Source organism: Salinarimonas rosea DSM 21201, from assembly GCF_000429045.1.
Taxonomy (GTDB): Bacteria; Pseudomonadota; Alphaproteobacteria; order Rhizobiales; family Beijerinckiaceae; genus Salinarimonas; species Salinarimonas rosea.
Window position 1 is genome coordinate 1 of the sequence record NZ_AUBC01000040.1, and the last position, 19,516, is coordinate 19,516.

Consider the following 19,516-nt stretch of genomic DNA (forward strand, 5'->3'; position numbering starts at 1 on the left):
GAAGGCGGGCCGATCCTCTCCCTCAGCGCCGCCGGCCAGCGTCGCCCGACGCGCTTCGCGGCGCCACGTGAACACCTGCTGCGGCGTCAGGCCATGACGGCGCGCAACCTCGGACACGACCGCGCCCGGCTCGAGCGTCTCGGCGACGATCCCGGCCTTCTCGTCCGCGCTCCAGCGCCGGCGCCCACCAGCGCCGTTGATCACCTCCAGCCGGCGCACCACGCGCGCCGGCTCGAGCGTAGGCTCAAGTCCAGACACAAAACGATCTCCGACCACTATCGGGACGAGAGCTTCGCTCATCAGCTCACGGCGAGGAAGGTGGGATGGAGACAGCGCTTACGGAGCAGGCTGCGGCCGGGATCGACCATGGCCCGGCGCAGCTTGTGCAGCAGCAGCCAGGCGCTCTTGTAGCTCCCCAGCCCCAGCTGCGCCTGCAGCTGCAGGGCGGTGTCAACGGCGCTCGAACTTTCCCCACTCCACAAAGTGGGGAGGATTACGCGGCCGCTGATAGGGCGGAGACGCCGTTCGAATGGCTGGTGAGGATGTGGACCGCGGTGAACCAGGTCTTCAGCGGCAGATGGGACCGGTGCATCACCGTCCCGGCCGTGACCGAGGTCTGCTTGCCGCAAGCCGCGCATTCCCGGGTGAAGCGCTTGCCCCTCAGCGCCCAGCTCCGCGTCTCGCCGCAAGCCGGGCAGACGAAGCCATCCGGCCACCGCCGCGCCGCCAGGTAGTCCCCGCAGGCCGCGTCGTCGGGAAAACGCGCCTCGAACTGGGCGCGAGAGAGGGGGCGGTCATGCTTCCAGCGGCTCGACATGTGAGAACATTAAAGGAACACGAGCCTCACCGCAAGCCCCTTGTAACTCTCATCGCGCCGACTCTGGCATAATGCTGGAGGCGGTGGCGAGCGTGAGGCCGACGCCCCTCAGGGATACCGAGCCCGTGTGTGAGCCCGGGCCCACGCTCGCCGTTCCATTGAACCCGAACAGTCGCTTGGGCCGCCAGCGAAGCCCGCTTGCGCAAGGACGGGAGACAATGGACGCCATCGCCCCCATCGTCGGTATCGACGTTTCCAAGGATCGCCTCGACGTGCACGTGCGCGGCCCGGACGAGCGCTTCGACGTCGCGCGCGACACCGAAGGCATCGCCGCGCTCGTCGAGCGGCTGCGGGCTCTCGCTCCGAAGGCGATCGGGCTCGAGGCGACCGGCGGCCTGGAGGCCGTCGTCGTCGCGAGCCTCGCCGAGGCGGGCCTGCCCGTCCTCGTCGTCAACCCCGCCCAGGTTCGCTCCTTCGCCGGCGCGCTCGGCAAGCGGGCGAAGACCGACGCCATCGACGCCGCCGTGATCGCGCACTTCGTCGAGGCGACCGCGCCGGAGATCCGACCCCTCCAGGACGCCGAGACAAGGCTGCTCGCCGATCTCGTCGCCCGGCGGCGCCAGATCGTCGCCATGATGACCTCCGAGCGCCAGCGCCGCGCCGGTGCGCCGGAGCGGGTGCGCAAGAGCATCGACCGGCTCCTGAAGGCGCTCGCCCGCGAGCTCGACAGCCTCGACGGCGACATCGACGGGGCCGTGCGCCGCTCGCCCGCCTGGCGCGAGAAGGAGAACCTCCTCACCTCCGTGCCCGGCGTCGGCTCCGTCATCGCCCGGACCCTCATCGCCGAGATGCCCGAGCTCGGCTCGCTCGATCGGCGCCGGATCGCCGCTCTCGCAGGCCTCGCGCCGTGGACACGCCAGTCCGGACGCTGGCGCGGCAAGAGCTTCATCGGCGGCGGACGAACATCCGTCCGCACAGCCCTGTACATGGGCGCGCTCGTCGCGAGCCGGCGCAATCCCGCGCTGAAGGCCTTCCGCGACAGGCTCGTCGCCCAGGGCAAGCCGAAGATGGTCGCACTCGTCGCCACTGCTCGAAAGCTCCTCACCATCCTCAACGCCATCATCCGGGACGGAACGCCATGGCACGCGCAAAACGCTTGACGCCGAAGACAGTCGCTCACACCACATCCTGTGCCGCCGGAGCTAACGGGAGAAGCTTCTCTTGATGATGCGCTGCTTCGTGCGCCCGCCTTCCCGGATGCTTTCGACCAGGTAGTAGAGATAGGTGTAGCCGTTGATGGTCTTCTCGCGGACGAACATGCGAAATCAGCCGCACTGGTTCCGCCGCAATGATAACACAGAAAACGCTTACTGACTCAGAATTTAGCATCACACAATTTTTCGTCGCGCCAACTCGGCTCTAGCGAAATCAGGGACTTACGAGCATTTGTTCCCGTTGCGTTCGAAATCACAGTTCAAGTCAAGCCTCAGGACGGCAAGCGGCGATCGCCCGCTCGAACGCCGCGAGCAGGAAGCGCCGCGGATCCCTGGTCACTTCAGCACCTCGGGCAGCCAGAGCGAAATCTCCGGCAGATAGCTGATGAGCACAATGTTGATTAGCAAGACGAAGTAGAACGGCAGCATGCTGCCCAGGATCTGCTCGATCCGCAGTCCGGCGACCTGGCAGGCGACGAACAGGTTCACGCCGACCGGCGGCGTCGTCATGCCGACTGCCAGATTGACGATCATCAGGACTCCGAAATGGACCGGGTCGATTCCGAGCTGAATCGCGACCGGCGTCAGGATCGGCGCCAGAATGATGATCGCGGCACCGGTCTCCAAAAACATGCCGACGAGCAGCAACAAAATGTTAATCATCAGCAGGAAGCCAGCGGGGCTGTCGGTCAGAGCGATGAATGCCTGCGCCACCATGTCCGGAATTCGGTTCGCACTCAGGACCCATCCGAAGACGCCAGCGGCACTGATGATCAGCAGGATTGCCACAGTGTTGAGCAGCGAAACCTTCAGCGCTTTCATAATTGCGGCCGGCGTCAGCGTGCGATAGACACCGATGCCAAGCGCGAGCGCATAAAAGACCGCAACCGCGGCCGCTTCGGTCGGCGTGAATACGCCGCCGTAGATGCCGCCGAGAATAATCACGGGCATCAAGAGCGGCAGGATCGCCGCCTTGAACGCCGGCCACGGACGCACCGAAAGGAACTCCGAGTCTTTCGATAGAACGCCGCGCCGCGCGGCTGGCACGCCGAAGCCGTACCATTTCGAGACGATGTAGACCGTCAGCATTAGCGAGAGGGCGATCATTAGCCCGGGCAGCACCCCGGCCATAAAAAGGTCGCCGATCGAGACCGGCACGCCCGCGGTCAGCGCGAAGATGATCATCGGAATCGAGGGGGGGATGATCACGCCGAGTTCGCCCGAGGCAGCCTGGGTCGCGGTCGCGAACCGGCGCGAATAGCCTCGTGCCGCCATGGCCGGGATGAGAATACCGCCGATCGCGGCAACGGTCGCAGCACTGGATCCCGAGATGGCGGAGAAGAACATTGCCGAGACGACTGTCACCAGACCCAGACCACCCGTGAACCGGCCGACCAGCGCCTGCGCTAGATTGATGAGGCGCGTCGAGATGCCGCTTGCCTCCATCAGCGCCCCCGACAGAATGAAGAATGGGATCGCCGCCAGCGGGAAGTAGTCGAGAGCGGCGAACATTCGCTGCACCATCGCCTGCAGCGGGATTCCCGAACCGTACATCGAGATGGCTGCCGACAGGCCGAGCGCAACGGCGATCGGCACCCCGATCGCGAAGAGCGCGAGCAGGGCAGCCGCGAACAACCCTGGAGTCACGAGGGGCTTCCTTCGGCGAATGGGAGAGGCGGATCGAGCGCAACGACGAGCGTGTTAACGAATGCGATCGCCGCGCCGACTGGAATGGCTAGGTAGACGAATGGCATCGGCAGTTCCATCGCCCCGGACTTCATGCCCTGCACCATACCGAGAATGCGGATCCCGAAGACGATCAGCACCATCCAGAAGGCGGCCGTGGCGATGAGCGTCAGCCACCGAGCCAGCCGCCCTACCGGTGCCGGCACGAAATGAACAACGATTTCTACGGCAATAAGCATGCCCTTGCGCACGGCGACACCGGCCCCCAGGAAGGTGACCCAGATCAGCGCGAAGCGCATGAACTCCTCCGACCAAACAAGTGGCTGTCCAACCAGGTAGCGAGCAGCAACTTGGCCTATGGCCATGGCGGCCATCGCGCCGAGCGCGAGCGCCAATGCCGTGAAGAGCACGGCGTTGAAGCGATCGACCACTGCGACGACCAGATGCCTCGGGGATCGCGCGGTCGCCGAGCCGGCTTCCGGCTCGGCGCGCGAAGGTGGAGAGGGACGCGGCGGGATCATGGGCGGGTTCCTCTCCTCCTCAAGACGCTTATTCGCCGCCAGCGGCGCGGATCTTTTCGTGGATCGGCTTCAAGGAGGGGAACTCGTCATCGACGAAGCCTTCGAGCTGCGCTTGGAATGCCGCCGCGTCCGGCTCGACGAGGGTCATGCCTTGCTCCTGGAGCTGCTGCAAGTACTCCTTTTCGCCCTTCAGAACCTGCTCCGCAGTGTACTCCTTGGCACGACCTTGGGCGGCCTCGCGAACCGCCGTCTGGTGCTCCTCCGGCAGCGATTCGAAACGGTTGGAGCTCATCACCATGGCGATCGGCTCCATGACGTGCTCGGTGCGGACCAGATACTCAACGACTTCGGGGAACTTCGCGGTGTAGATCAGCGAGAGCGGGTTCTCCTGACCGTCGATCACGCCCTGCTGAAGAGCCGTGAACACCTCGCCGAATGCCATCGGCGTCGGCGCCGCGCCCAGGCGTTCCCACGACTTGACGAAGACGGGGCTGTCCGGAACGCGAATCTTCAGGCCAGCAAGATCTTCCGGGGTCTGGACTTCCTCGTTCACCGTCAGCCACCGCGGGCCCCGCATCCAGTAGGACAGCACCTCGTAGCCGGCCTCCTCCTCGATATTCAGCGAAATCTCTTCGCCGACCGGACCGTTATAGACCTCCTGGAAATGCTCCAGGTCGTCGAACATAAAGGGCACGGTAAAGATCTTCGCCGTATCTGAGGCGGCCGAGAGGACGCCGGCCCCGCCGACCCAGATGTCGGCCGTCCCGAGTTTCAGACCCTCAATGAGCTCACGGTCGGTCCCGAGCGTACTGCCGCCGAAAATTTGGACCTCCACCTCGCCGCCGGTCGCCTCCCGGACGTCCTCCGCGAACTGCTGGGCAGCCTGCGCCTGAATTTCGGTTGGCGGCCATACATGGCCGAGCTTAAGCACGGTCTGCGCGAGCGCGCCGCCGGCCGGCAGCATCGTCAGGGCGATCGCGGTTGCGGCGCCCAGGGACAGTACACCTCTTTTCGTGGTCACTATGTTTCCTCCATGTTCTTGCTGTTGAAGACCAGAACCTGATCAGCTCTGGACGTAGACGGCCTTCAGCTCGGTGAAGAACTCCTGATTGCTGTGGCCGATTGAATAGGCTCCGAAGCCGGAGCCCTTTACGCCGCCGAATGGCAGGTGCGCCTCGCTCGCGGTACCATGGTTGACGTGAACCATGCCCGTCTGGCTCTCGCGCACGAACCGGAACGCCTCATCAACTTCCCGCGTGAACACTGAGGCGGCCAAGCCGTATTCGACGGCATTCGCCGCTTCGAAGGCCGCTTCGGCCGAGGGTACGGCCACGACCGAGAGCACCGGGCCGAAGATCTCCTCGCGCGCGAGCCGGCATTCAGGGCGCACGCCATCGATCAGGGTCGGCTGGAGAAAGTGCCCTTGAACAAATTCCTCCTCCTCCTCCACGCCGCCACCGAAGCGCAAGCGACCACCCTCGTCGACGCCGGCCGCGATGTTGCGCAGCACCGACACGCGGTGCTGATTGGTGATCAGAGGCCCCATAGTCGCGCTTGGGTCCCAAGCCGGTCCAAGCCGGATCGAAGCAAGTTCGGCGCATAGAGCCTCGGTCAGATCCGCAGCCAAGCTCTCGAGCACGATGACCCGGCTGATCGCAGTGCAGCGCTGGCCCGAACAGGCGAAGGCGGCTGCGCTGATCTGCTTCGCCACGGCTCCGGCATCCTTGTAGCTGAGCACGACGGCCGGGTTTTTGCCGCCCATCTCGAGCTGGGTGCGTACAAAGCGTCGCGCGACCCCTGCGCTGACCTCGGCACCCGTACGCGTTGAACCGGTGAAGCTGATGCCGCGCACCGCAGGATGGCGGATGAGCGCGTCGCCGGATCCGCGGCCCGAGCCGGTGACCAAGTTGAGCACTCCGTTAGGCAGGCCAGCATCGCGGAACACGTCCACGAGCTTGACCGCCGACCAGGGTGTCAGGTTGGCCGGCTTGAGCACGACCGTGCAGCCGTATGCAAGCGCGGGGCCGATCTTTCGTACGGGTGTCACGACCGGGAAATTCCACGGCGCGATGGCCGCAATGACGCCAAGCGGTTCGCGCAGGGTTAGGGCAAACCCGCTCCGCTTCTCGCTCGGCAGCGTCACGCCGTCCATGCGACTGGCCTCGCCCGCACAGAAGCGCAGTTCCTTCGCCGCGCGCAGCACTTCTCCTTTGGACTCCGCGAGGACCTTCCCCTGCTCGGCCGAAAGTACGAAGGCGAGTTCCTCAGCCCGTTGCTCCAACAGGTCGGCCGCGCGGAACAGCAACGCGCCGCGCTCCGGCCCCGGCACCTCGCGCCACGACTGGAACGCACTTGCGGCCGCCTGAACCGCGCGATCCACATCTTCGGCTGAACTCTCGGTGAAGTGCCCCAGAACCTCATCCTTGCGCGCGGGATTGTGAACCGCCGCCGTCTGCGCACCGGGCTCCTGCCACTCGCCGTCGATGAAATTGCCGTATCGGCCGCCGACCGCTTCGTTCAGCCAGGCTCTCATGTCGATGCTCGTCTCCATCTGCCTACTCGAGTTCCGCACGCAGGATAGCCTTCATGGCCTCGCGCGTTGGCTGACGGGGGTTTACAGGGACGTTGCCAGACTGCAGGGCCTCATCGACGACCTCGTCGAAGCGATCTTCAGACAGGCCGAACGCGGAAAGCTTTGCGGTGATGCCGATGTCCTGCTTCAACTGCTCGATCGCTTCGACCGACCGCTCGGCCGCCGCGCGCAAGCTCCGATTCTCGACCCGCTCGCCAAATATTTCGGCGATGTGCGCGTACTTCGGGAGGTTGCCTGGCAGATTGTATCGCATCACGGCCGGCAGCAGGATCGCGTTCACGAGTCCATGAGGTATATGAAACTTGGCACCGAGCGGCATCGCGAAAGCGTGAACAAGGCCGAGACGGGTGCTGTTGAACGCCATGGCGGCGATTGTGCTGGCCAACAGCATGTCGGCGCGGGCCTGGAGGTTATCCCCCTGGGCAACAGCGACGCGAAGGCTGCGGGCGATAAGGGTCATTGCCTGCACCGACATCGCTTCGGAGATCGGCTGCGTCGCCCTGTTGACGTACGACTCGAGGGCGTGCGTGAGCGCATCCATCCCGGTTGCAGCCGTGGTGTGCGGCGGCAGGCTCAACGTAAGCCCCGGATCGAGGAGCGCAACACGCGGGCAGTTGTAGGTGCTGCCGACACTGATCTTCACCTGCTGCGCCTTGTCCGAGAGGACCGACCAGATCGTCATCTCGCTGCCGGTGCCGGCTGTGGTTGGGATAGCCACGACGGGGGCACCCGGCTGCGGCACCTTGTTGATGCCCACATAGTCGCGGATGGTGCCGGCATTCGTCAGCATGAGGCCGATCGCCTTCGCCGTGTCCAGCGCGCTGCCACCGCCGATGCCGATGACGAAGTCGCAGCGCTCGGCTTTGGCGATCGCCGTGCCCTGTTCGACGGAACGAATATCCGGGTCGCTCTCGACATCCGTAAAGATGGCGATTGGCATCTCGGTCTGGCTCAGGACATCGGCGATCCGCCCGACCAATCCGGCGCGCTCGACGCCCGGATCTCCGACGATCAACGCCCGCTGCCCCCCGAGTCCCCTGGCCAGGGCGGGTAGCCGCGCGAGGGCGCCGTGGCCGAATTCGATGGCCGTTGGCAGGTGGTAGCTGAAGGATGGAATTGGCTGGGTCATACAGTCATCTCCGTGGTCAACCGATCCAGTTCACGCTATAGCGTTCGCCAAGGGCTTGGAGGTCCGCCGCCAAACGTTCGGGCAACTCGATGCCATCGCACCGGTGGTGCGCTTCAAGGCGGTACTCGCGCTCCCCGGCATAAAGGATCTCCTCAACACCGGACGCTCTGGGTTCAGCCTTCATCAGATCGATGTACTGGCCCAGACGTTCGGTAAAGGCGGCGAGTGGCAGGAACCGGGCGATGTCAAGGACCATGAAGAAGTGACCGACGTTCTGTGGTTCGGCCCAGTCTTCGTACATGTTGCGGACGGAGGGCCCAAATCCGGCTCCCGTGAGGACGCCGGAAAGGATGTCGATTGCCATCGATAGTCCGGACCCCTTGGGTCCGCCGAGCGGCAACAGGGCACCCTCAAGTGCAGCCTCGGCGTCGGTGGTGGGATTGCCGTGCCGGTCCACCGCCCAGCCAGGCGGGATCGTCTCGCCGCGCTTGGCGGCGACGATAATCTTGCCGCGCGCAACGACACTCGTCGCCATATCGAGGACGAAGGGCACTTGGCGGCTGGTCGGGAACCCGAAAGCGATCGGATTCGTGCCGAGAAACGGTCGAACTCCCCCGGTCGACGGCATGGTTTGAGAGGCGTTCGACATTACGATCAGCGCAAGACCACGCTCGACGGCACGCTGCACATAAAAGGCGCCCGTGCCGAAGTGATTGGAGTTCCGGACGCCCAGCGCACAGATCCCGTGCTGTTGCGCACGATCCATGGCGAGATCGAGCGCGACAGCGCCGACGTAGGCACCGAAGTTGTTGCCACCGTCGGCCAGCGCGGTGCAGCCGTTGTCCTGCACCAGACGCGTCTCGGCATGCGGGTCGACCATGCCTTCGGCGACCCGGCGCAGATAGATCTCGGTGCGCACGACGCCATGGGACTCAACGCCGCGCAGGTCCGCGTACACGAGGGATTCCGATACGGTGCGCGCCACGACTTCCGGTACGCCCGCCCGCCCCAATACGGTGGCGCAGAATGCCGTAAGCTGGTCGGGTTGGACGCGCATGATCAGACCTCACAGCCTTTGTCTTGGAGGGCCTGGTCGATCCAAGCCCGGTCCCAGGTCGCCTCCGCTATGATGCACAGGATCCCGGCCTCGCGTTCCTGTTGCGCGCTGGTGAGCGCCAAGATCTCTTCGGCTTGATCGAGTGGCACGGCAAGTACGCCGTCCTCGTCTCCTACGAGGATATCGCCGGGAACCACGACCATCCCGCCGACGGAGACCGGGACATTGATCTCGCCCGGACCATGCTTGTAATGCCCGCGATGCGTGGCGCCGCGCGTGTAGACCGGCAGGCCATCCTCGGCGATAGCAGCGATGTCGCGCACCGATCCGTGGATGACGAAACCGGCGACACTGCGCATACGGGCGTAGGCGAGCATGATCTCGCCGATGATCGCGTTCGTCAGGTCGCCCCCCACATCAGCCACGAGAACATCGCCTGCCTGAGCCAAGTCGAGCGCCTTATGGACGATCGCATTGTCGCCGGGCCGTGTACGTACGGTCAGGGCCACGCCACAGAGCCGTCCGCTGCGATGGAACGGCCGCAACTGCGGACCACCGGCGAAAATGCGGTGCATGTTGTCGCTGATATTCGCGACGGGCACCCTGCCGGAGGCGGCCAGGACCTCCTCCGGCGGCCGTGGGCGGTCTCGAATGATTCGAAAGCCGAGCGTCATCGGTCCTTCTCTTTCTCGCGGGTTCAGGTTCCGCTTGAGCGATCTTCTAAAGGATTGACGGACGGACGGCTGCCGTCAAATATATTGCAGGCCCCCGATTGATGCTGGAGCGGTATGGCCGTGATCGAGGTTCGCCATTTACGCTACTTTCGGGCTGTAGCCGAGGATCTGCACTTCGGTCGGGCGGCCGAGCGGCTGCGCATTGCCCAGCCCGCTCTCAGCCGTCAAATCCAGAACCTGGAGCGCGAACTCGGGGTCGTTTTGCTGGCGCGCACGCAGCGCTCCGTCGCGCTGACGCCGGCCGGAGCGCTTTTCCTGGAGCGCACCCAGCGGATACTGGATGAACTTATTAAGTGCGTGGCCGACGCTCGACGTGTGCAGGCCGGCGAGTACGGGCATCTTACCGTCGGCTTCATTCACTCCTCCACCTACGGGTTGCTGCCCGCCATCCTTGAGCGGTTTCGGCATCTATATCCCGAGGTCGAACTCGAACTCCACGAGATGACGGTCGCCGATCAGATCGGGGCTCTGCCGCGCCGCCAGATCGACGTCGGCCTGCTTCGGCCGCCCGTAGGCGATCCCGAGATCAAGGTGCAGACCATCCTCGAGGAGCGGTTCTTGCTCGCCGTGCCTTCGAAGCACGCGCTCGCAGCGGAGCGGGTCATCTCGCTGCAGCGGCTTGCGCGGGAGTCTTTCATTCTCTTCTCCCGGCAGCAGAGTCCGCTCTTCCATTCCCGCATTCTCTCGATGTGCGAGCGGGTCGGCTTCGTGCCGCATGTCGTGCAGCATGCAACACAGATCCACACGATCGTTGGGTTGGTGGGCGCCGGTATGGGGATTGCGCTCGTGCCCGAAACGGCCAGCAATCTACGTATCTCTAGTGTCAACTTTCTCGAGATCGCCGAATCGCCCCAGCCGGTGGAGATCGCACTTGCTTGGCGCATGGACAAAGAGACGCCCGCCCTTCGCTCGTTCCGCCAGGTGGCCACGCTGGTCGCGCAAAAGATGAAAATGACTTAGTTTGCATGTGAATCGGCGCCGGGGTCCCGCGCCGATCGGAGTGGGACTCCGGACCTGAAAAGCTTGCGCGAGCTGGCGTCCGTCACGCCCGAGAGGGGACCCGCGGTGGGTCTGTCGCAGTCTTGGTGCAGATTAGAGCGTCGATCGGTAACAGCCTCGCCGCGAGGAGATCGGTGTTCCCTCGGCCATACATTTGGCGCTTGACCTTCTTGAGCCTACAGATCTGTCCCTTTGTCTGGCCGTTCGACCAAGGCAACTTGATCGCCGCCGTTACAGCCGCCTTGTCCGAGACGATCCCACGCGCGAAGCCGGCGAGGGCCGAGGGAAGCGCCTGCTCCAGCCAAGCGTCGAGGGTGCCATGGTCCTTCTCACGCACGCCCCGGTGGAAGGTAAGCGATCGGACGAGCCCATGTTTTCGACGGGTTCGCACAGGGTCCGGCTTTTGCGATCTTTTCCGCGCGAGACGGAGAGTGCGCCATGGTCGGAAGTTTTGTGGAGATTGGAGCGGATTGCGAGGGCGGCTTTGCGGGTCGGCTCGGCTTCCGCCGGATGCGCTCGGGTCGGCGGCGCTGGTCGGACGCGGAGAAGGGACGCATCGTGCGCGAGAGCTTCGAGCCCGGCGCGGTGGTGAACGAGGTCGCCCGCCGACACGGGATCACGCCCCAGCAGCTGACCGGATGGCGGCGTGAAGCGCGCCAAGGACGTTTGGTTCTGATTGAGGAACCGGAGGCGGAGTTCGTGCCGCTCGCGATCGAGGACGCCAACTCGGCCGCGAGCCTGACGCCGATGATCGCGATTGCCGTCGGCCGCGTGGTGGTGCGGGCATGCCCGTCGACGCCGAGCACTCGGATTGCGGAGATCGCAGCGGCGCTCGAGGCGCGGCTGTGATCGTCCCGCCCAGCATCTGCGCATCGTCGTGGCCACACGTCCCGTCGACTTCCGTGCCGGCCACGATGCCCTTGCGGCGTTGGTGCAGAACGAGCTCGGGCTCGATCCGCATTCCGGGCTCGTGGTGATCTTCCGCTCGAAGCGCGGCGATCGGGCCAAGATCCTGGTCTGGGACGGGACCGGCCTCGTGCTCGTCTACAAAGATCCGCGTTCATACTACACCTCTTCCTCGTCCAGCTGTGTGTTTTGTGTGGCTTCGGCTTTTGTTCGCGCGGCGACCCGATCGGCGATCGTGTTCCACCGGCTGCAGTGTTTTTTGGGGAGATCTTCCTTGGGGATTTCGTAGAGGCTGTAGTGGCCGTTGTACCGGTGCCGGATGACGAGACCGTATTCGGCCCACCTCGAGAGGGTTTGTTCGTGTATGCCGAGGCGCGCTGCGGCCTTCTGCGCCGTCAGCATCCCTCGCGCCCGCAGGCGGTCGTAGCGGGATCGAAGCTTGTACTGATGAACGAGGTAGGCGACGCGCAGCGGCGTGAACTGGGCATCCTGGCGACCGGGACGCGCGGCCTCTCCGGGGCGATGTCCTTGCCGGTTGAGGATCTCTGCGATCTCCGAGTAGACGTGATCGTTGAGGAGTTTGTCGACGAGCTCGACGATGTGCACTGGTGTCTTGACCTGCTGAGCGGAAGACTTGGGGCTGAGTGTGGTGATCGTCTCGGTCTTGCCGCCCCTGAATCGAACGTGGACCTTCGTCGTTCCTTCGGCAGGCAGCTTGACGAGGGTGACGTCTTCGATGATGTGGGCGAGCAGCCGCTTGCGTTCACGGTTCGGCGTGTCCGGATGCGCCCACAGCTTCTGGAAGTCTTCGGTCATCGCGATCAGGCGCTCCCTGACGGCGTCGTCTATCACGAGCCGGTCGTGCTCACGCGTGCGCTCGCGCTCTCGGCGGGCTTCGTCTCCGCGGCCAAGGCCGGGATCGGCGTCGCTGCCCTGCCGATCGCGCTGGGCGACGCCGAGCCCGAGCTCGTGCGGGTCCTCGACCCCGTGGCCGAGCTGACGCGGCCCTGGCGCGTCCTCGCCCACCCCGACGCCCGGCACCTCCCGCGCGTCGTGGCCTTCTTCGACTTCCTGGCAACGGAAGGCCACGCCCTGAGGCCGATCCTGACCGGGTAGTCCGCATGCGGCCCTTACCCGCCTGACCGTCTCAGCTCCAACCCGGCTAGAAATCGGTCAAAGACTCAGCTGTTCTAGATCAAGTCGTCCCGTTTTCAGAAGTGACCGATACTGCTCGACGTCCTGTCGGATTGCCTCGGTGAGAGGAACGTGCGGCACATCGCCGATGAGACGGCGCAGGCCGGCGTCGTCTAGATCGGCAGGGAACGGGAGCAAATTACCCCTCTCGTTGGTGATCTGAGCGTGCGGGTAGAGTTCCGAGAGGAGGTCAACGAAGGCTTCGACAGTCGTCACATCGTTCCGGACGTTGACAACCGCCGCACCCTGGTGCGCAAGCCTTGCCGCGGCGATGAACATCTCCGCGACATCGCTCGCATGCTGAAGCGCCAAGGGGCCACCGTAGCGGATGTGAAATGGCTCTCCGGCCGCAACCGCAAGAATCGCTTTCGCTACGTCCGCGGTCAGACCCTGGTCACGACCAACGCCGAAGACATTGTAGGGGCGCAGCCCGATGCTGCCGACCCGCCAATCGGTCCAATAGAGCCGCGCCGTCTCCTCGTTCGTGACTTTATAGACGCCGTAAAGCGTGGACGGAGCTGTCGGCGCATCATCCTCGACCGGTACCCGCTCGTACAGCTGCGGAGGACCGAGAGCGGCCAGCGAACTCGCATAGGCCAAGCCCGAGACACCGTTATGACGAACCGCCTCGAGAACATTGATCGTGCCGACCACGTTCACGGCAGCTCCAAGCGCCGGATTGGCTTTACAAAACGGAATCTGCAGTCCGGCTAGGTGAACAATGTGCGTGATCTCATGATCACTAACTGTTCGGTTCACCGCCGCAGCATCGGTAATGTCCAAAATTAACCAGTCGATCGCTTGCAACTCTTCGTCGGACATCAGCAGCCGAGGTCGCACCGGATCACTGCTTAGATCGGCAGCCACAACCGCCGCCCCTTCGTTCCGCAGGTGTCGGAGCACCCAGGCGCCAAGGCACCCCATTGCTCCCGTGACAAGAAACTTTTCGCGCGGCGGCATCGGCTTCTCCTTCGACCCTAGGCTATCATGTCCGCCGCCGCCCGGACCAGCAATGACTGACGCACAGCGCCAAGAAGGCGAGAACCGGCGCGGCAGTGCCGGGCGCCCGCGGCGAGGAAGGCAAACGACGCAAGCGCGACGGCGAGCACGCGGCTGCGGCTGCCGATTATCGAAGGCCGTCGGTCCACGCAGCGGGACCGAGACGGCGAGCGAGCCTAAACCGATCCGGCTTCGAGCAGAGCTTTCCCTTCGACTGTCTGCTACGCTCTCCCCTGCGCTGTGCCGGTGACGCCGAGAGTTGCTGCGCCGGGCGCTGGCCGGGAGTCGCGAGGATGGCGGAGATCATATCCAATCGCATGGCCGCACAGATCGACGGAGACTTCGTGGTCTTCCTGATCGGAATGCGGGTGAACAAGCCGTGGAAGGTTCACAGGTGGTGGCCCGTATTCTGGGCGATGCCCCGCATGATCCGCGAGCTCGAGGCGCTCGGGCCGGAAGTCGGCTTCCTCGGCCACAATGGATTGGGAATGAAGTCGATCACGCAATATTGGCGCAGCTTCGACCATCTGGAGGCCTACGCCCGCAGCACCGAGCGAGGGCACCAGCCCGCCTGGGCGGCCTTCAACAGGGCCGCTCGGGCTGGACGCGGCGATGTCGGGATCTGGCACGAGACCTACCTCGTCAGGGCCGGCGAATACGAGGCCGTGTATTCCGGGATGCCGCGCTTCGGCCTCGGCCGCGCCGCGCGCCTGGTCCCAGCTGAAGGTACCCTGTGTCAAGCGACACCTACATTTACGAGATAAGGCGACACCCAGTCTTACGAGGTGGGGCGCAACGGTAGCGGCCGCGGCGGGTGCGCGGACCGCAAGAGTCAGAGCGCGCCCGCCGCGGCCGCGGCATGCAGGTGAGGTCGTTGGGGATCAGGTCTTGAGCTTGAGCGCATCCTCCAGGTCGCGGAGCCGATAGCTGCGGCCCTTGACGTTGAGGACGTGGGCGCGATGGAGCAGGCGATCGAGAATGGCGGTCGCGAGCACCTCGTCGCCAGCGAGCAGTTCGGTCCAGTCGCGGATGCTCTTGTTCGTGGTGATGATCATTGCGCCGCGGCCGTATCGGTAGCTGACCAGCCGGAAGAAGAGGCTGGCCTCCTCGCGCGTCATCGGGTCGTAGCCCATCTCGTCGACCAGGAGCAGTGCAGTCGACATGTATTTGCGAGACTTCAAGGTCTGCGGCTTCAGATGCGCGTCCGTCTTGAGTGCCGTGAGAAGCTCGTCGAAGCGGAAGTACTGCACCGAGAAGCCCTGCTGGATGGCGCGAACACCGAGCCCGACAAGGATGTGGCTCTTGCCCACACCCGGTGGGCCTTGGAGAAGGACCACTTCACCGTTGCGGATCCAGGAGCCCGTGGCCAGCGTCTCGATCCGGGAGCGCTCGATGGCGGGCTGGAAGGCGAAGTCGAAGTTCTCCAGCGTCTGGCCGGTCGGGATCTTCGAGAGCTTCAGCATCGTGCGGATGCGGCGCTCCTCGCGGCCGGCGACCTCGACTCTGAGCAGGCGATCGAGGAAGAGGTGCGGCGCGATCTCGTCGCGGACCGCTTCCGCCAAGAGCGGCTCCAGCGCCTCCGCGGCATGAGGGCATCCGAGCGCCGCGAGCTTGTCGCGCGTGGTGTCGATATCGAGCTTCATCCGCGCCGCGGTCATCGCGCCACCTCCGCGAGCTGCGCATAGAGATCGATCGAGCGATGCTGGACGGCGGTCGCGGCGATCTCCTGCAGGCGTCGGCCCATGCGCCCCAACAGCTGGGGAGCGATCACGCGCTCGGTGCTCTCGCCCTCGAAGTGTGCGTCGTTCGTCACGATCGAGGGGCCGCTGCCGCGAGCATACTCCGCGATCACTGCGTACTCCACGTGATCGTGGGCACCAATTCCAGACGATGGCGGGCACCGATTCCAGATGATCGTGGGCGCGGATTCCAGGTGAGCGTGGGCGCCCATTCCACGTGATCGTGGGCACCCACGACGGGGGTGGGATCGCGCTTCGGCCGACAGTTTCCACGGGCTACGGGCCCCTCGTGACGAACGAGGAGCTCCCATGCCGACGAAGAGACTGTCGATGCGCCGTATCCGAGATCTGCTGCGCCTCAAACATGCGCAGAAGCTGAGCGAGCGGGAGATCTCCGCCGCGCTCGGCATCAGCAAGGGAGCCGTGAGCGGCTACCTGTCGCGTGCCCGCGCCGCGGGCCTGTCCTGGCCGTTGCCGCCCGAGCTCGACGACGACGACGCGCTGGAGCTCTTGCTCTTTCCCGGTGGCGTCGGCTCCCGTCGCCCTGGGCGCGTCGTGCCGGACTGGGCTCACGTCGACCGCGAGCTCCGCCGACCCGGCGTGACGCGGGCGCTCCTGTGGGAGGAGTACCGGGCCGCCCATCCGGACGGCTACGGGTACGCCTGGTTCTGCGGGCATTACGAGGCGTGGAAGGGTCGGGTCCGGCCGACGATGCGCCAGACCCATCTCGGCGGCGAGAAGGTGTTCGTCGACTTCGCCGGGGACACGATCGACGTCGCCGACCCGCGCAGCGGGGAGGTGCGGCCGGCCAAGCTGTTCGTCGCGGCCATGGGTGCGTCGAGCTACATCTACGCCGAGGCCTGCGCCGGTGAGGGGCTGGAGGACTGGATCGGCGCGCACGTGAACCTGTTCGCCTTCCTCGGCGGCGTGCCGAAGCTGGTCGTGCCGGACAACTTGAAGGCCGCCGTCACCAAGGCCGACCGCTACGAGCCGGGCCTGAACCGCACCTACGCGGAGATGGCGGCGCATTACGGCGTCGCCGTGCTGCCGGCGAGGCCGCGCAAGCCGCGCGACAAGGCCAAGGTCGAGGCGGCGGTGCTCGTCGCGCAGCGCTGGATCCTGGCGCGGCTTCGCAACAGGCGCTTCTTCTCACTTGCCGAGCTGAACGCCGCGATCCGCACGCTTCTCGCCGAGATCAACACGCGCGTCATGCGCGGCTACGGCGCGAGCCGTGCCGATCTCTTCACGGGCCTCGACCGTCCCCATCTCGGCCCGCTGCCCGAGACGCCCTACGCCTTCGCCCGCTGGAAGCGCTGCAAGGTGGCGCCGGACTACCATGTCGAGGTCGACGCGTCCTACTACTCCGTGCCCTTCGGCCTGATCGGCGAGCACGTCGACGTCCGCGTCTGCGCCCGCACCGTCGAGGTCTTCCACCGGGGCCGACGGGTCGCCAGCCATGCGCTCTCTCCCGGCCTGCGCGAGCACGTGACCATCCCCGAGCACATGCCCAGCGCCCACCGCCGCTTCGGCGAGTGGACGCCCGCGCGCGTCATCGCCGCCGCCGAGACGGTCGGACCCTCCGTCGCCGCGTTCTGCGAGGCGGTCATGACGGCGCGGCCCCACCCGGAGCAGGGCTTCCGGACCTGCCTGGGCGTGCTGGCGCTAGTGAAGCCCTACGGCGCCCGCCGCGTCGACGCCGCCTGCCGGCGCGCCGTCCACATCCAGGCCCGTTCCGTCTCCTCGGTCCGCTCGATCCTGAAGAACGGCCTCGATCGCGGCTTCCTCGAGGAGACGCCCGACACCCCTCCCGTCAGCCACGGCAACATCCGGGGCCAAGGCTATTACCACTGAAGGAGACCCGACGTGCTCACCCATCCCACCAGCGAGAAGCTCGCCGACCTCGGCCTTGCCGGCATGGCCAAAGCTCTCGACGAGCAGCGCCGCACGCCTGCCGTCGAGGCCCTGTCCTTCGAGGAGCGCCTCGGGCTTCTCGTCGACCGCGAGGCTGCCGAGCGCGACACCCGCAGGCTCGCCACCCGCCTGAAGTTCGCCTCGCTGCGCCAGAACGCCTGCGTCGAGGACCTCGACCTGCGCACGCCCCGCGGTCTCGACCGCGCGGTCCTCGCCCATCTCGTCGACGGCGCCTGGATCGGGCGTGCCGAGAACCTGCTGGTCACCGGCGCCACCGGTCTCGGCAAAAGCTGGATCGCCTGCGCGCTAGGCCACAAGGCCTGCCGGGACGGGCGCTCGGTTCTCTACCACCGCGTTCCGCGGCTCTTCGAGCAGCTCGCCATCGCCCGCGGCGACGGCCGCTACGCCCGTCTTCTGAAGACGATCGCGCGCGTCGACCTGCTCGTCCTCGACGACTGGGGCCTCGCCACCCTCACCGCCGGCGAACGACGCGACTTGCTCGAGATCCTCGACGACCGACATGGACGTAAATCCACCCTCGTGACGAGCCAGCTGCCCGTCGACGCCTGGCACGCCGTCATCGGCGATCCGACCCTCGCCGACGCCATTCTCGACCGGCTCGTGCACAACGCCCACCGCCTCGAACTTCGCGGCGACAGCATGCGAAAGCGCGCCGCACCCGCGGTCACCCTTGACCCGGAAACCCGGGCCTGAACCAATGCCGACGTCGGCCGACGCGACCGCCCACGATCACGTGGAACGCGCGCCCACGATGAAATGGAATCGGCGCCCACGATCGCGTGGAATGAGCGCCCACGATCGCCGGAATACGCAGCGATCACCGCGCAGTCCTTCAGGATCTGCACCCGACCAGCGAGACCGCGAACCTCGACCTCCTGTCCGACGAACCGGAACGGAACGCTGTATTGCCGCCCCTCGAAGTTGACCAGGCAGTCGATCCCGACCGGCCGGCGGACCGCGATGTCGAAGGGCTCGGGCAGCGTCTCGGGCAGGGGCGTCAACAGAAGCCGCTCGTTCTCCCAGGCCGCGGCGACGCTCGTTCGCGTCTGCGGGCAGTGCAGGCGCTCGGCCCGTTCTGCAAGCCGCGCGTCTGTCCATGCCTGGAGCGCCTCGAGGCTCTCGAACACCTCGCCGTAGGGATCGAGCGCCCCGCGCTGATCGCCGATGCCGCGCTCGACCTTTCCCTTCGCCTGCGGCTGGCGGGGCTGGCAGGCGTCCACATGGAAGCGAAGCTGGCTCGCGAAGCGCCGGTACGTCGGGTTCACCGAGCCCCAGCTCCCGGCCCCCTTCGCGATCGCCGTCTTGACGTTGTCGATGCGCAGCACCGCCGGCACTCCGCCCAGCCGCCGGAAGCAGCTCAGATGACAGGACTGCCACGACAGCATGTCCTTCGAGCGGGCCCAAACCACCACACGCTTGCGGCTCCAGGACAGCACCATGACAAGCGCGACGAGATCCTCGGCCGCGCCGCCCAGAACGACCCCGGGATATTCCGCCCAGTCGACCTGCGCCTGCGCCCCAGCCGGCGTCTCGACCCGGCGACGCGCCCGGATCGCAGGCGCAGGATACGTCCGGCGCCAATAGCGCTGAACCGACTTCAGGCTCCCTGCGTAGCCGTGCTCGCGCTGGAGCCACTCGTGCAAGGCCGCCAAATTGATCGGACCGCCGCCCTGCTGGTCACGCCAATGATCGATCGCCGCCGAATTGTCAAGCGTCAGCCGGAACTGCCCCCCTTTCGTCACGAGGACCTGACCCCCTCGCTGGTTGATGTGGTGTTGTGAGGCGCCGGAGCGGCCTTCTGCAGAAGGCCGCTCCGGCGCTTTTCGCGCAGCCGATAGCTCTCACCGCGGATGGTGATGACGTGGCTGTGGTGGAGGAGGCGGTCGAGGATGGCGGTCGCGACCACGGGATCGCCGAACACGGAGCCCCACTCGCCGATGGCGCGGTTCGAGGTGACGAGCATGGCGCCACGCTCGTAGCGGCGAGAGACGAGCTG

General features: G+C 65.8%; 20 protein-coding genes and 4 pseudogenes. 8 read left to right on the forward strand and 16 right to left on the reverse strand.

What is annotated here, in order from left to right:
* Both G407_RS32900 and G407_RS31345 read right to left on the reverse strand, forming a co-directional pair.
* Positions 1-300: transposase (locus tag G407_RS32900; protein WP_156917661.1), on the reverse strand; the 300-nt coding region annotated here is incomplete at its 3' end.
* A gap of 41 nt (positions 301-341) precedes the next feature.
* Positions 342-817 (reverse strand): annotated as a pseudogene (locus G407_RS31345) (transposase); the annotation flags it as partial.
* Between the two features lie 218 nt (positions 818-1,035).
* On the opposite strand from G407_RS31345, the gene G407_RS0120560 reads away from it, so the two are divergent.
* A complete protein-coding gene (locus G407_RS0120560) occupies positions 1,036-1,977 on the forward strand; it encodes an IS110 family RNA-guided transposase (RefSeq protein WP_029032326.1) in 942 nt (313 codons plus the stop codon).
* A gap of 390 nt (positions 1,978-2,367) precedes the next feature.
* Here G407_RS0120560 and G407_RS0120570 read toward each other — a convergent pair whose 3' ends face one another.
* From G407_RS0120570 to G407_RS0120600, 7 genes are read right to left on the reverse strand one after another with little or no spacing between them, the layout of a single operon-like run.
* On the reverse strand, positions 2,368-3,678 hold the full coding sequence (locus tag G407_RS0120570) for a TRAP transporter large permease (RefSeq protein WP_052341684.1): 1,311 nt from the start codon (positions 3,676-3,678) through the stop codon (positions 2,368-2,370).
* Complete coding sequence (locus tag G407_RS0120575; protein ID WP_084327686.1) at positions 3,675-4,238, reverse strand: TRAP transporter small permease; 564 nt, start codon at positions 4,236-4,238, stop codon at positions 3,675-3,677. Before G407_RS0120575 ends, G407_RS0120570 begins: the two co-directional genes overlap by 4 nt.
* Before the next feature lie 28 nt (positions 4,239-4,266).
* Positions 4,267-5,259: a TRAP transporter substrate-binding protein gene (locus G407_RS0120580; protein ID WP_052341685.1), complete on the reverse strand. Its 993-nt coding sequence runs from the start codon at positions 5,257-5,259 to the stop codon at positions 4,267-4,269.
* Between the two features lie 42 nt (positions 5,260-5,301).
* Positions 5,302-6,789: an aldehyde dehydrogenase family protein gene (locus G407_RS0120585; protein WP_052341686.1), complete on the reverse strand. Its 1,488-nt coding sequence runs from the start codon at positions 6,787-6,789 to the stop codon at positions 5,302-5,304.
* A gap of 4 nt (positions 6,790-6,793) precedes the next feature.
* Positions 6,794-7,960, reverse strand: coding sequence for an iron-containing alcohol dehydrogenase (locus tag G407_RS0120590; RefSeq protein ID WP_029032331.1), 1,167 nt, complete (start codon positions 7,958-7,960; stop codon positions 6,794-6,796).
* A gap of 16 nt (positions 7,961-7,976) precedes the next feature.
* Positions 7,977-9,017 carry an Ldh family oxidoreductase gene (locus G407_RS29085; protein WP_043540297.1) on the reverse strand — a complete coding sequence of 347 codons (1,041 nt, stop codon included), beginning with the start codon at positions 9,015-9,017 and terminating at the stop codon, positions 7,977-7,979.
* A gap of 2 nt (positions 9,018-9,019) precedes the next feature.
* A complete protein-coding gene (locus G407_RS0120600; RefSeq protein ID WP_029032332.1) occupies positions 9,020-9,691 on the reverse strand; it encodes an RraA family protein in 672 nt (223 codons plus the stop codon).
* A gap of 114 nt (positions 9,692-9,805) precedes the next feature.
* Here G407_RS0120600 and G407_RS0120605 point away from each other — a divergent pair, with 114 nt between their 5' ends.
* On the forward strand, positions 9,806-10,711 hold the full coding sequence (locus tag G407_RS0120605; protein WP_156917662.1) for a LysR family transcriptional regulator: 906 nt from the start codon (positions 9,806-9,808) through the stop codon (positions 10,709-10,711).
* An 82-nt stretch (positions 10,712-10,793) separates the two neighbouring features.
* On the opposite strand, the pseudogene G407_RS32645 reads toward G407_RS0120605, so the two are convergent.
* Positions 10,794-11,099: pseudogene (locus tag G407_RS32645) on the reverse strand (hypothetical protein); the annotation flags it as partial.
* Between the two features lie 161 nt (positions 11,100-11,260).
* Here G407_RS32645 and tnpA point away from each other — a divergent pair.
* Positions 11,261-11,599 carry an IS66-like element accessory protein TnpA gene (gene tnpA / locus G407_RS0120610; protein WP_052341689.1) on the forward strand — a complete coding sequence of 113 codons (339 nt, stop codon included), beginning with the start codon at positions 11,261-11,263 and terminating at the stop codon, positions 11,597-11,599.
* Between the two features lie 28 nt (positions 11,600-11,627).
* Positions 11,628-11,789, forward strand: a pseudogene (tnpB, locus tag G407_RS32905) (IS66 family insertion sequence element accessory protein TnpB); the annotation flags it as partial.
* 26 nt (positions 11,790-11,815) lie between these two features.
* On the opposite strand, the gene G407_RS32650 reads toward tnpB, so the two are convergent.
* Positions 11,816-12,508 (reverse strand): MerR family transcriptional regulator, encoded by a 693-nt coding sequence (locus tag G407_RS32650; protein WP_029032335.1) that lies wholly within the window; start codon positions 12,506-12,508, stop codon positions 11,816-11,818.
* Between the two features lie 9 nt (positions 12,509-12,517).
* Here G407_RS32650 and G407_RS32655 point away from each other — a divergent pair, with 9 nt between their 5' ends.
* The gene (locus G407_RS32655) at positions 12,518-12,772 is read left to right on the forward strand and encodes a LysR substrate-binding domain-containing protein (RefSeq protein WP_029032336.1); all 255 of its coding nucleotides are present in this window, start codon (positions 12,518-12,520) and stop codon (positions 12,770-12,772) included.
* Between the two features lie 57 nt (positions 12,773-12,829).
* Here the strand turns inward: G407_RS32655 and G407_RS0120625 are convergent, their stop codons facing one another.
* A complete protein-coding gene (locus tag G407_RS0120625) occupies positions 12,830-13,810 on the reverse strand; it encodes an NAD-dependent epimerase/dehydratase family protein (RefSeq protein WP_029032337.1) in 981 nt (326 codons plus the stop codon).
* Between the two features lie 332 nt (positions 13,811-14,142).
* Here G407_RS0120625 and G407_RS0120630 point away from each other — a divergent pair, with 332 nt between their 5' ends.
* On the forward strand, positions 14,143-14,613 hold the full coding sequence (locus G407_RS0120630) for a DUF4188 domain-containing protein (protein ID WP_029032338.1): 471 nt from the start codon (positions 14,143-14,145) through the stop codon (positions 14,611-14,613).
* 117 nt (positions 14,614-14,730) lie between these two features.
* On the opposite strand, the gene istB (G407_RS0120635) is transcribed toward G407_RS0120630, so the two are convergent.
* Both istB (G407_RS0120635) and G407_RS0120640 read right to left on the reverse strand, forming a co-directional pair.
* Positions 14,731-15,507: an IS21-like element helper ATPase IstB gene (gene istB / locus G407_RS0120635; protein ID WP_052341688.1), complete on the reverse strand. Its 777-nt coding sequence runs from the start codon at positions 15,505-15,507 to the stop codon at positions 14,731-14,733.
* Positions 15,504-15,701, reverse strand: coding sequence for a hypothetical protein (locus G407_RS0120640; protein WP_029032340.1), 198 nt, complete (start codon positions 15,699-15,701; stop codon positions 15,504-15,506). Before G407_RS0120640 ends, istB (G407_RS0120635) begins: the two co-directional genes overlap by 4 nt.
* Before the next feature lie 196 nt (positions 15,702-15,897).
* On the opposite strand from G407_RS0120640, the gene istA (G407_RS0120645) reads away from it, so the two are divergent.
* Together istA (G407_RS0120645) and istB (G407_RS0120650) are read left to right on the forward strand one after the other, a co-directional pair.
* Positions 15,898-17,439, forward strand: a complete 1,542-nt coding sequence (gene istA / locus G407_RS0120645; protein WP_029032341.1) for an IS21 family transposase — start codon at positions 15,898-15,900, stop codon at positions 17,437-17,439.
* 12 nt (positions 17,440-17,451) lie between these two features.
* Positions 17,452-18,213: an IS21-like element helper ATPase IstB gene (istB, locus tag G407_RS0120650; RefSeq protein ID WP_029032342.1), complete on the forward strand. Its 762-nt coding sequence runs from the start codon at positions 17,452-17,454 to the stop codon at positions 18,211-18,213.
* Between the two features lie 173 nt (positions 18,214-18,386).
* Here istB (G407_RS0120650) and istA (G407_RS32910) read toward each other — a convergent pair.
* Positions 18,387-19,262: pseudogene (istA, locus tag G407_RS32910) on the reverse strand (IS21 family transposase); the annotation flags it as partial.
* Positions 19,259-19,516, reverse strand: a 258-nt coding sequence (locus tag G407_RS29090) for an ATP-binding protein (RefSeq protein ID WP_169728817.1), incomplete at its 5' end; no start/stop codon positions are given. The pseudogene istA (G407_RS32910) and the gene G407_RS29090, both read right to left, overlap by 4 nt.

What these genes read in the sequence shown, in the direction of transcription:
- G407_RS0120605 (WP_156917662.1), top strand. Translation starts at nt 9,806, where the DNA reads ATGGCCGTGATCGAGGTTCGCCATTTACGCTACTTTCGGGCTGTAGCC.
- istB (WP_052341688.1), bottom strand. Translation starts at nt 15,507, where the DNA reads ATGACCGCGGCGCGGATGAAGCTCGATATCGACACCACGCGCGACAAG.
- G407_RS0120590 (WP_029032331.1), bottom strand. Translation starts at nt 7,960, where the DNA reads ATGACCCAGCCAATTCCATCCTTCAGCTACCACCTGCCAACGGCCATC.
- G407_RS0120575 (WP_084327686.1), bottom strand. Translation starts at nt 4,238, where the DNA reads ATGATCCCGCCGCGTCCCTCTCCACCTTCGCGCGCCGAGCCGGAAGCC.
- tnpA (WP_052341689.1), top strand. Translation starts at nt 11,261, where the DNA reads ATGCGCTCGGGTCGGCGGCGCTGGTCGGACGCGGAGAAGGGACGCATC.
- G407_RS0120600 (WP_029032332.1), bottom strand. Translation starts at nt 9,691, where the DNA reads ATGACGCTCGGCTTTCGAATCATTCGAGACCGCCCACGGCCGCCGGAG.
- G407_RS0120625 (WP_029032337.1), bottom strand. Translation starts at nt 13,810, where the DNA reads ATGCCGCCGCGCGAAAAGTTTCTTGTCACGGGAGCAATGGGGTGCCTT.
- G407_RS0120630 (WP_029032338.1), top strand. Translation starts at nt 14,143, where the DNA reads ATGGCGGAGATCATATCCAATCGCATGGCCGCACAGATCGACGGAGAC.
- G407_RS29085 (WP_043540297.1), bottom strand. Translation starts at nt 9,017, where the DNA reads ATGCGCGTCCAACCCGACCAGCTTACGGCATTCTGCGCCACCGTATTG.
- G407_RS0120560 (WP_029032326.1), top strand. Translation starts at nt 1,036, where the DNA reads ATGGACGCCATCGCCCCCATCGTCGGTATCGACGTTTCCAAGGATCGC.
- istA (WP_029032341.1), top strand. Translation starts at nt 15,898, where the DNA reads ATGCCGACGAAGAGACTGTCGATGCGCCGTATCCGAGATCTGCTGCGC.
- G407_RS0120585 (WP_052341686.1), bottom strand. Translation starts at nt 6,789, where the DNA reads ATGGAGACGAGCATCGACATGAGAGCCTGGCTGAACGAAGCGGTCGGC.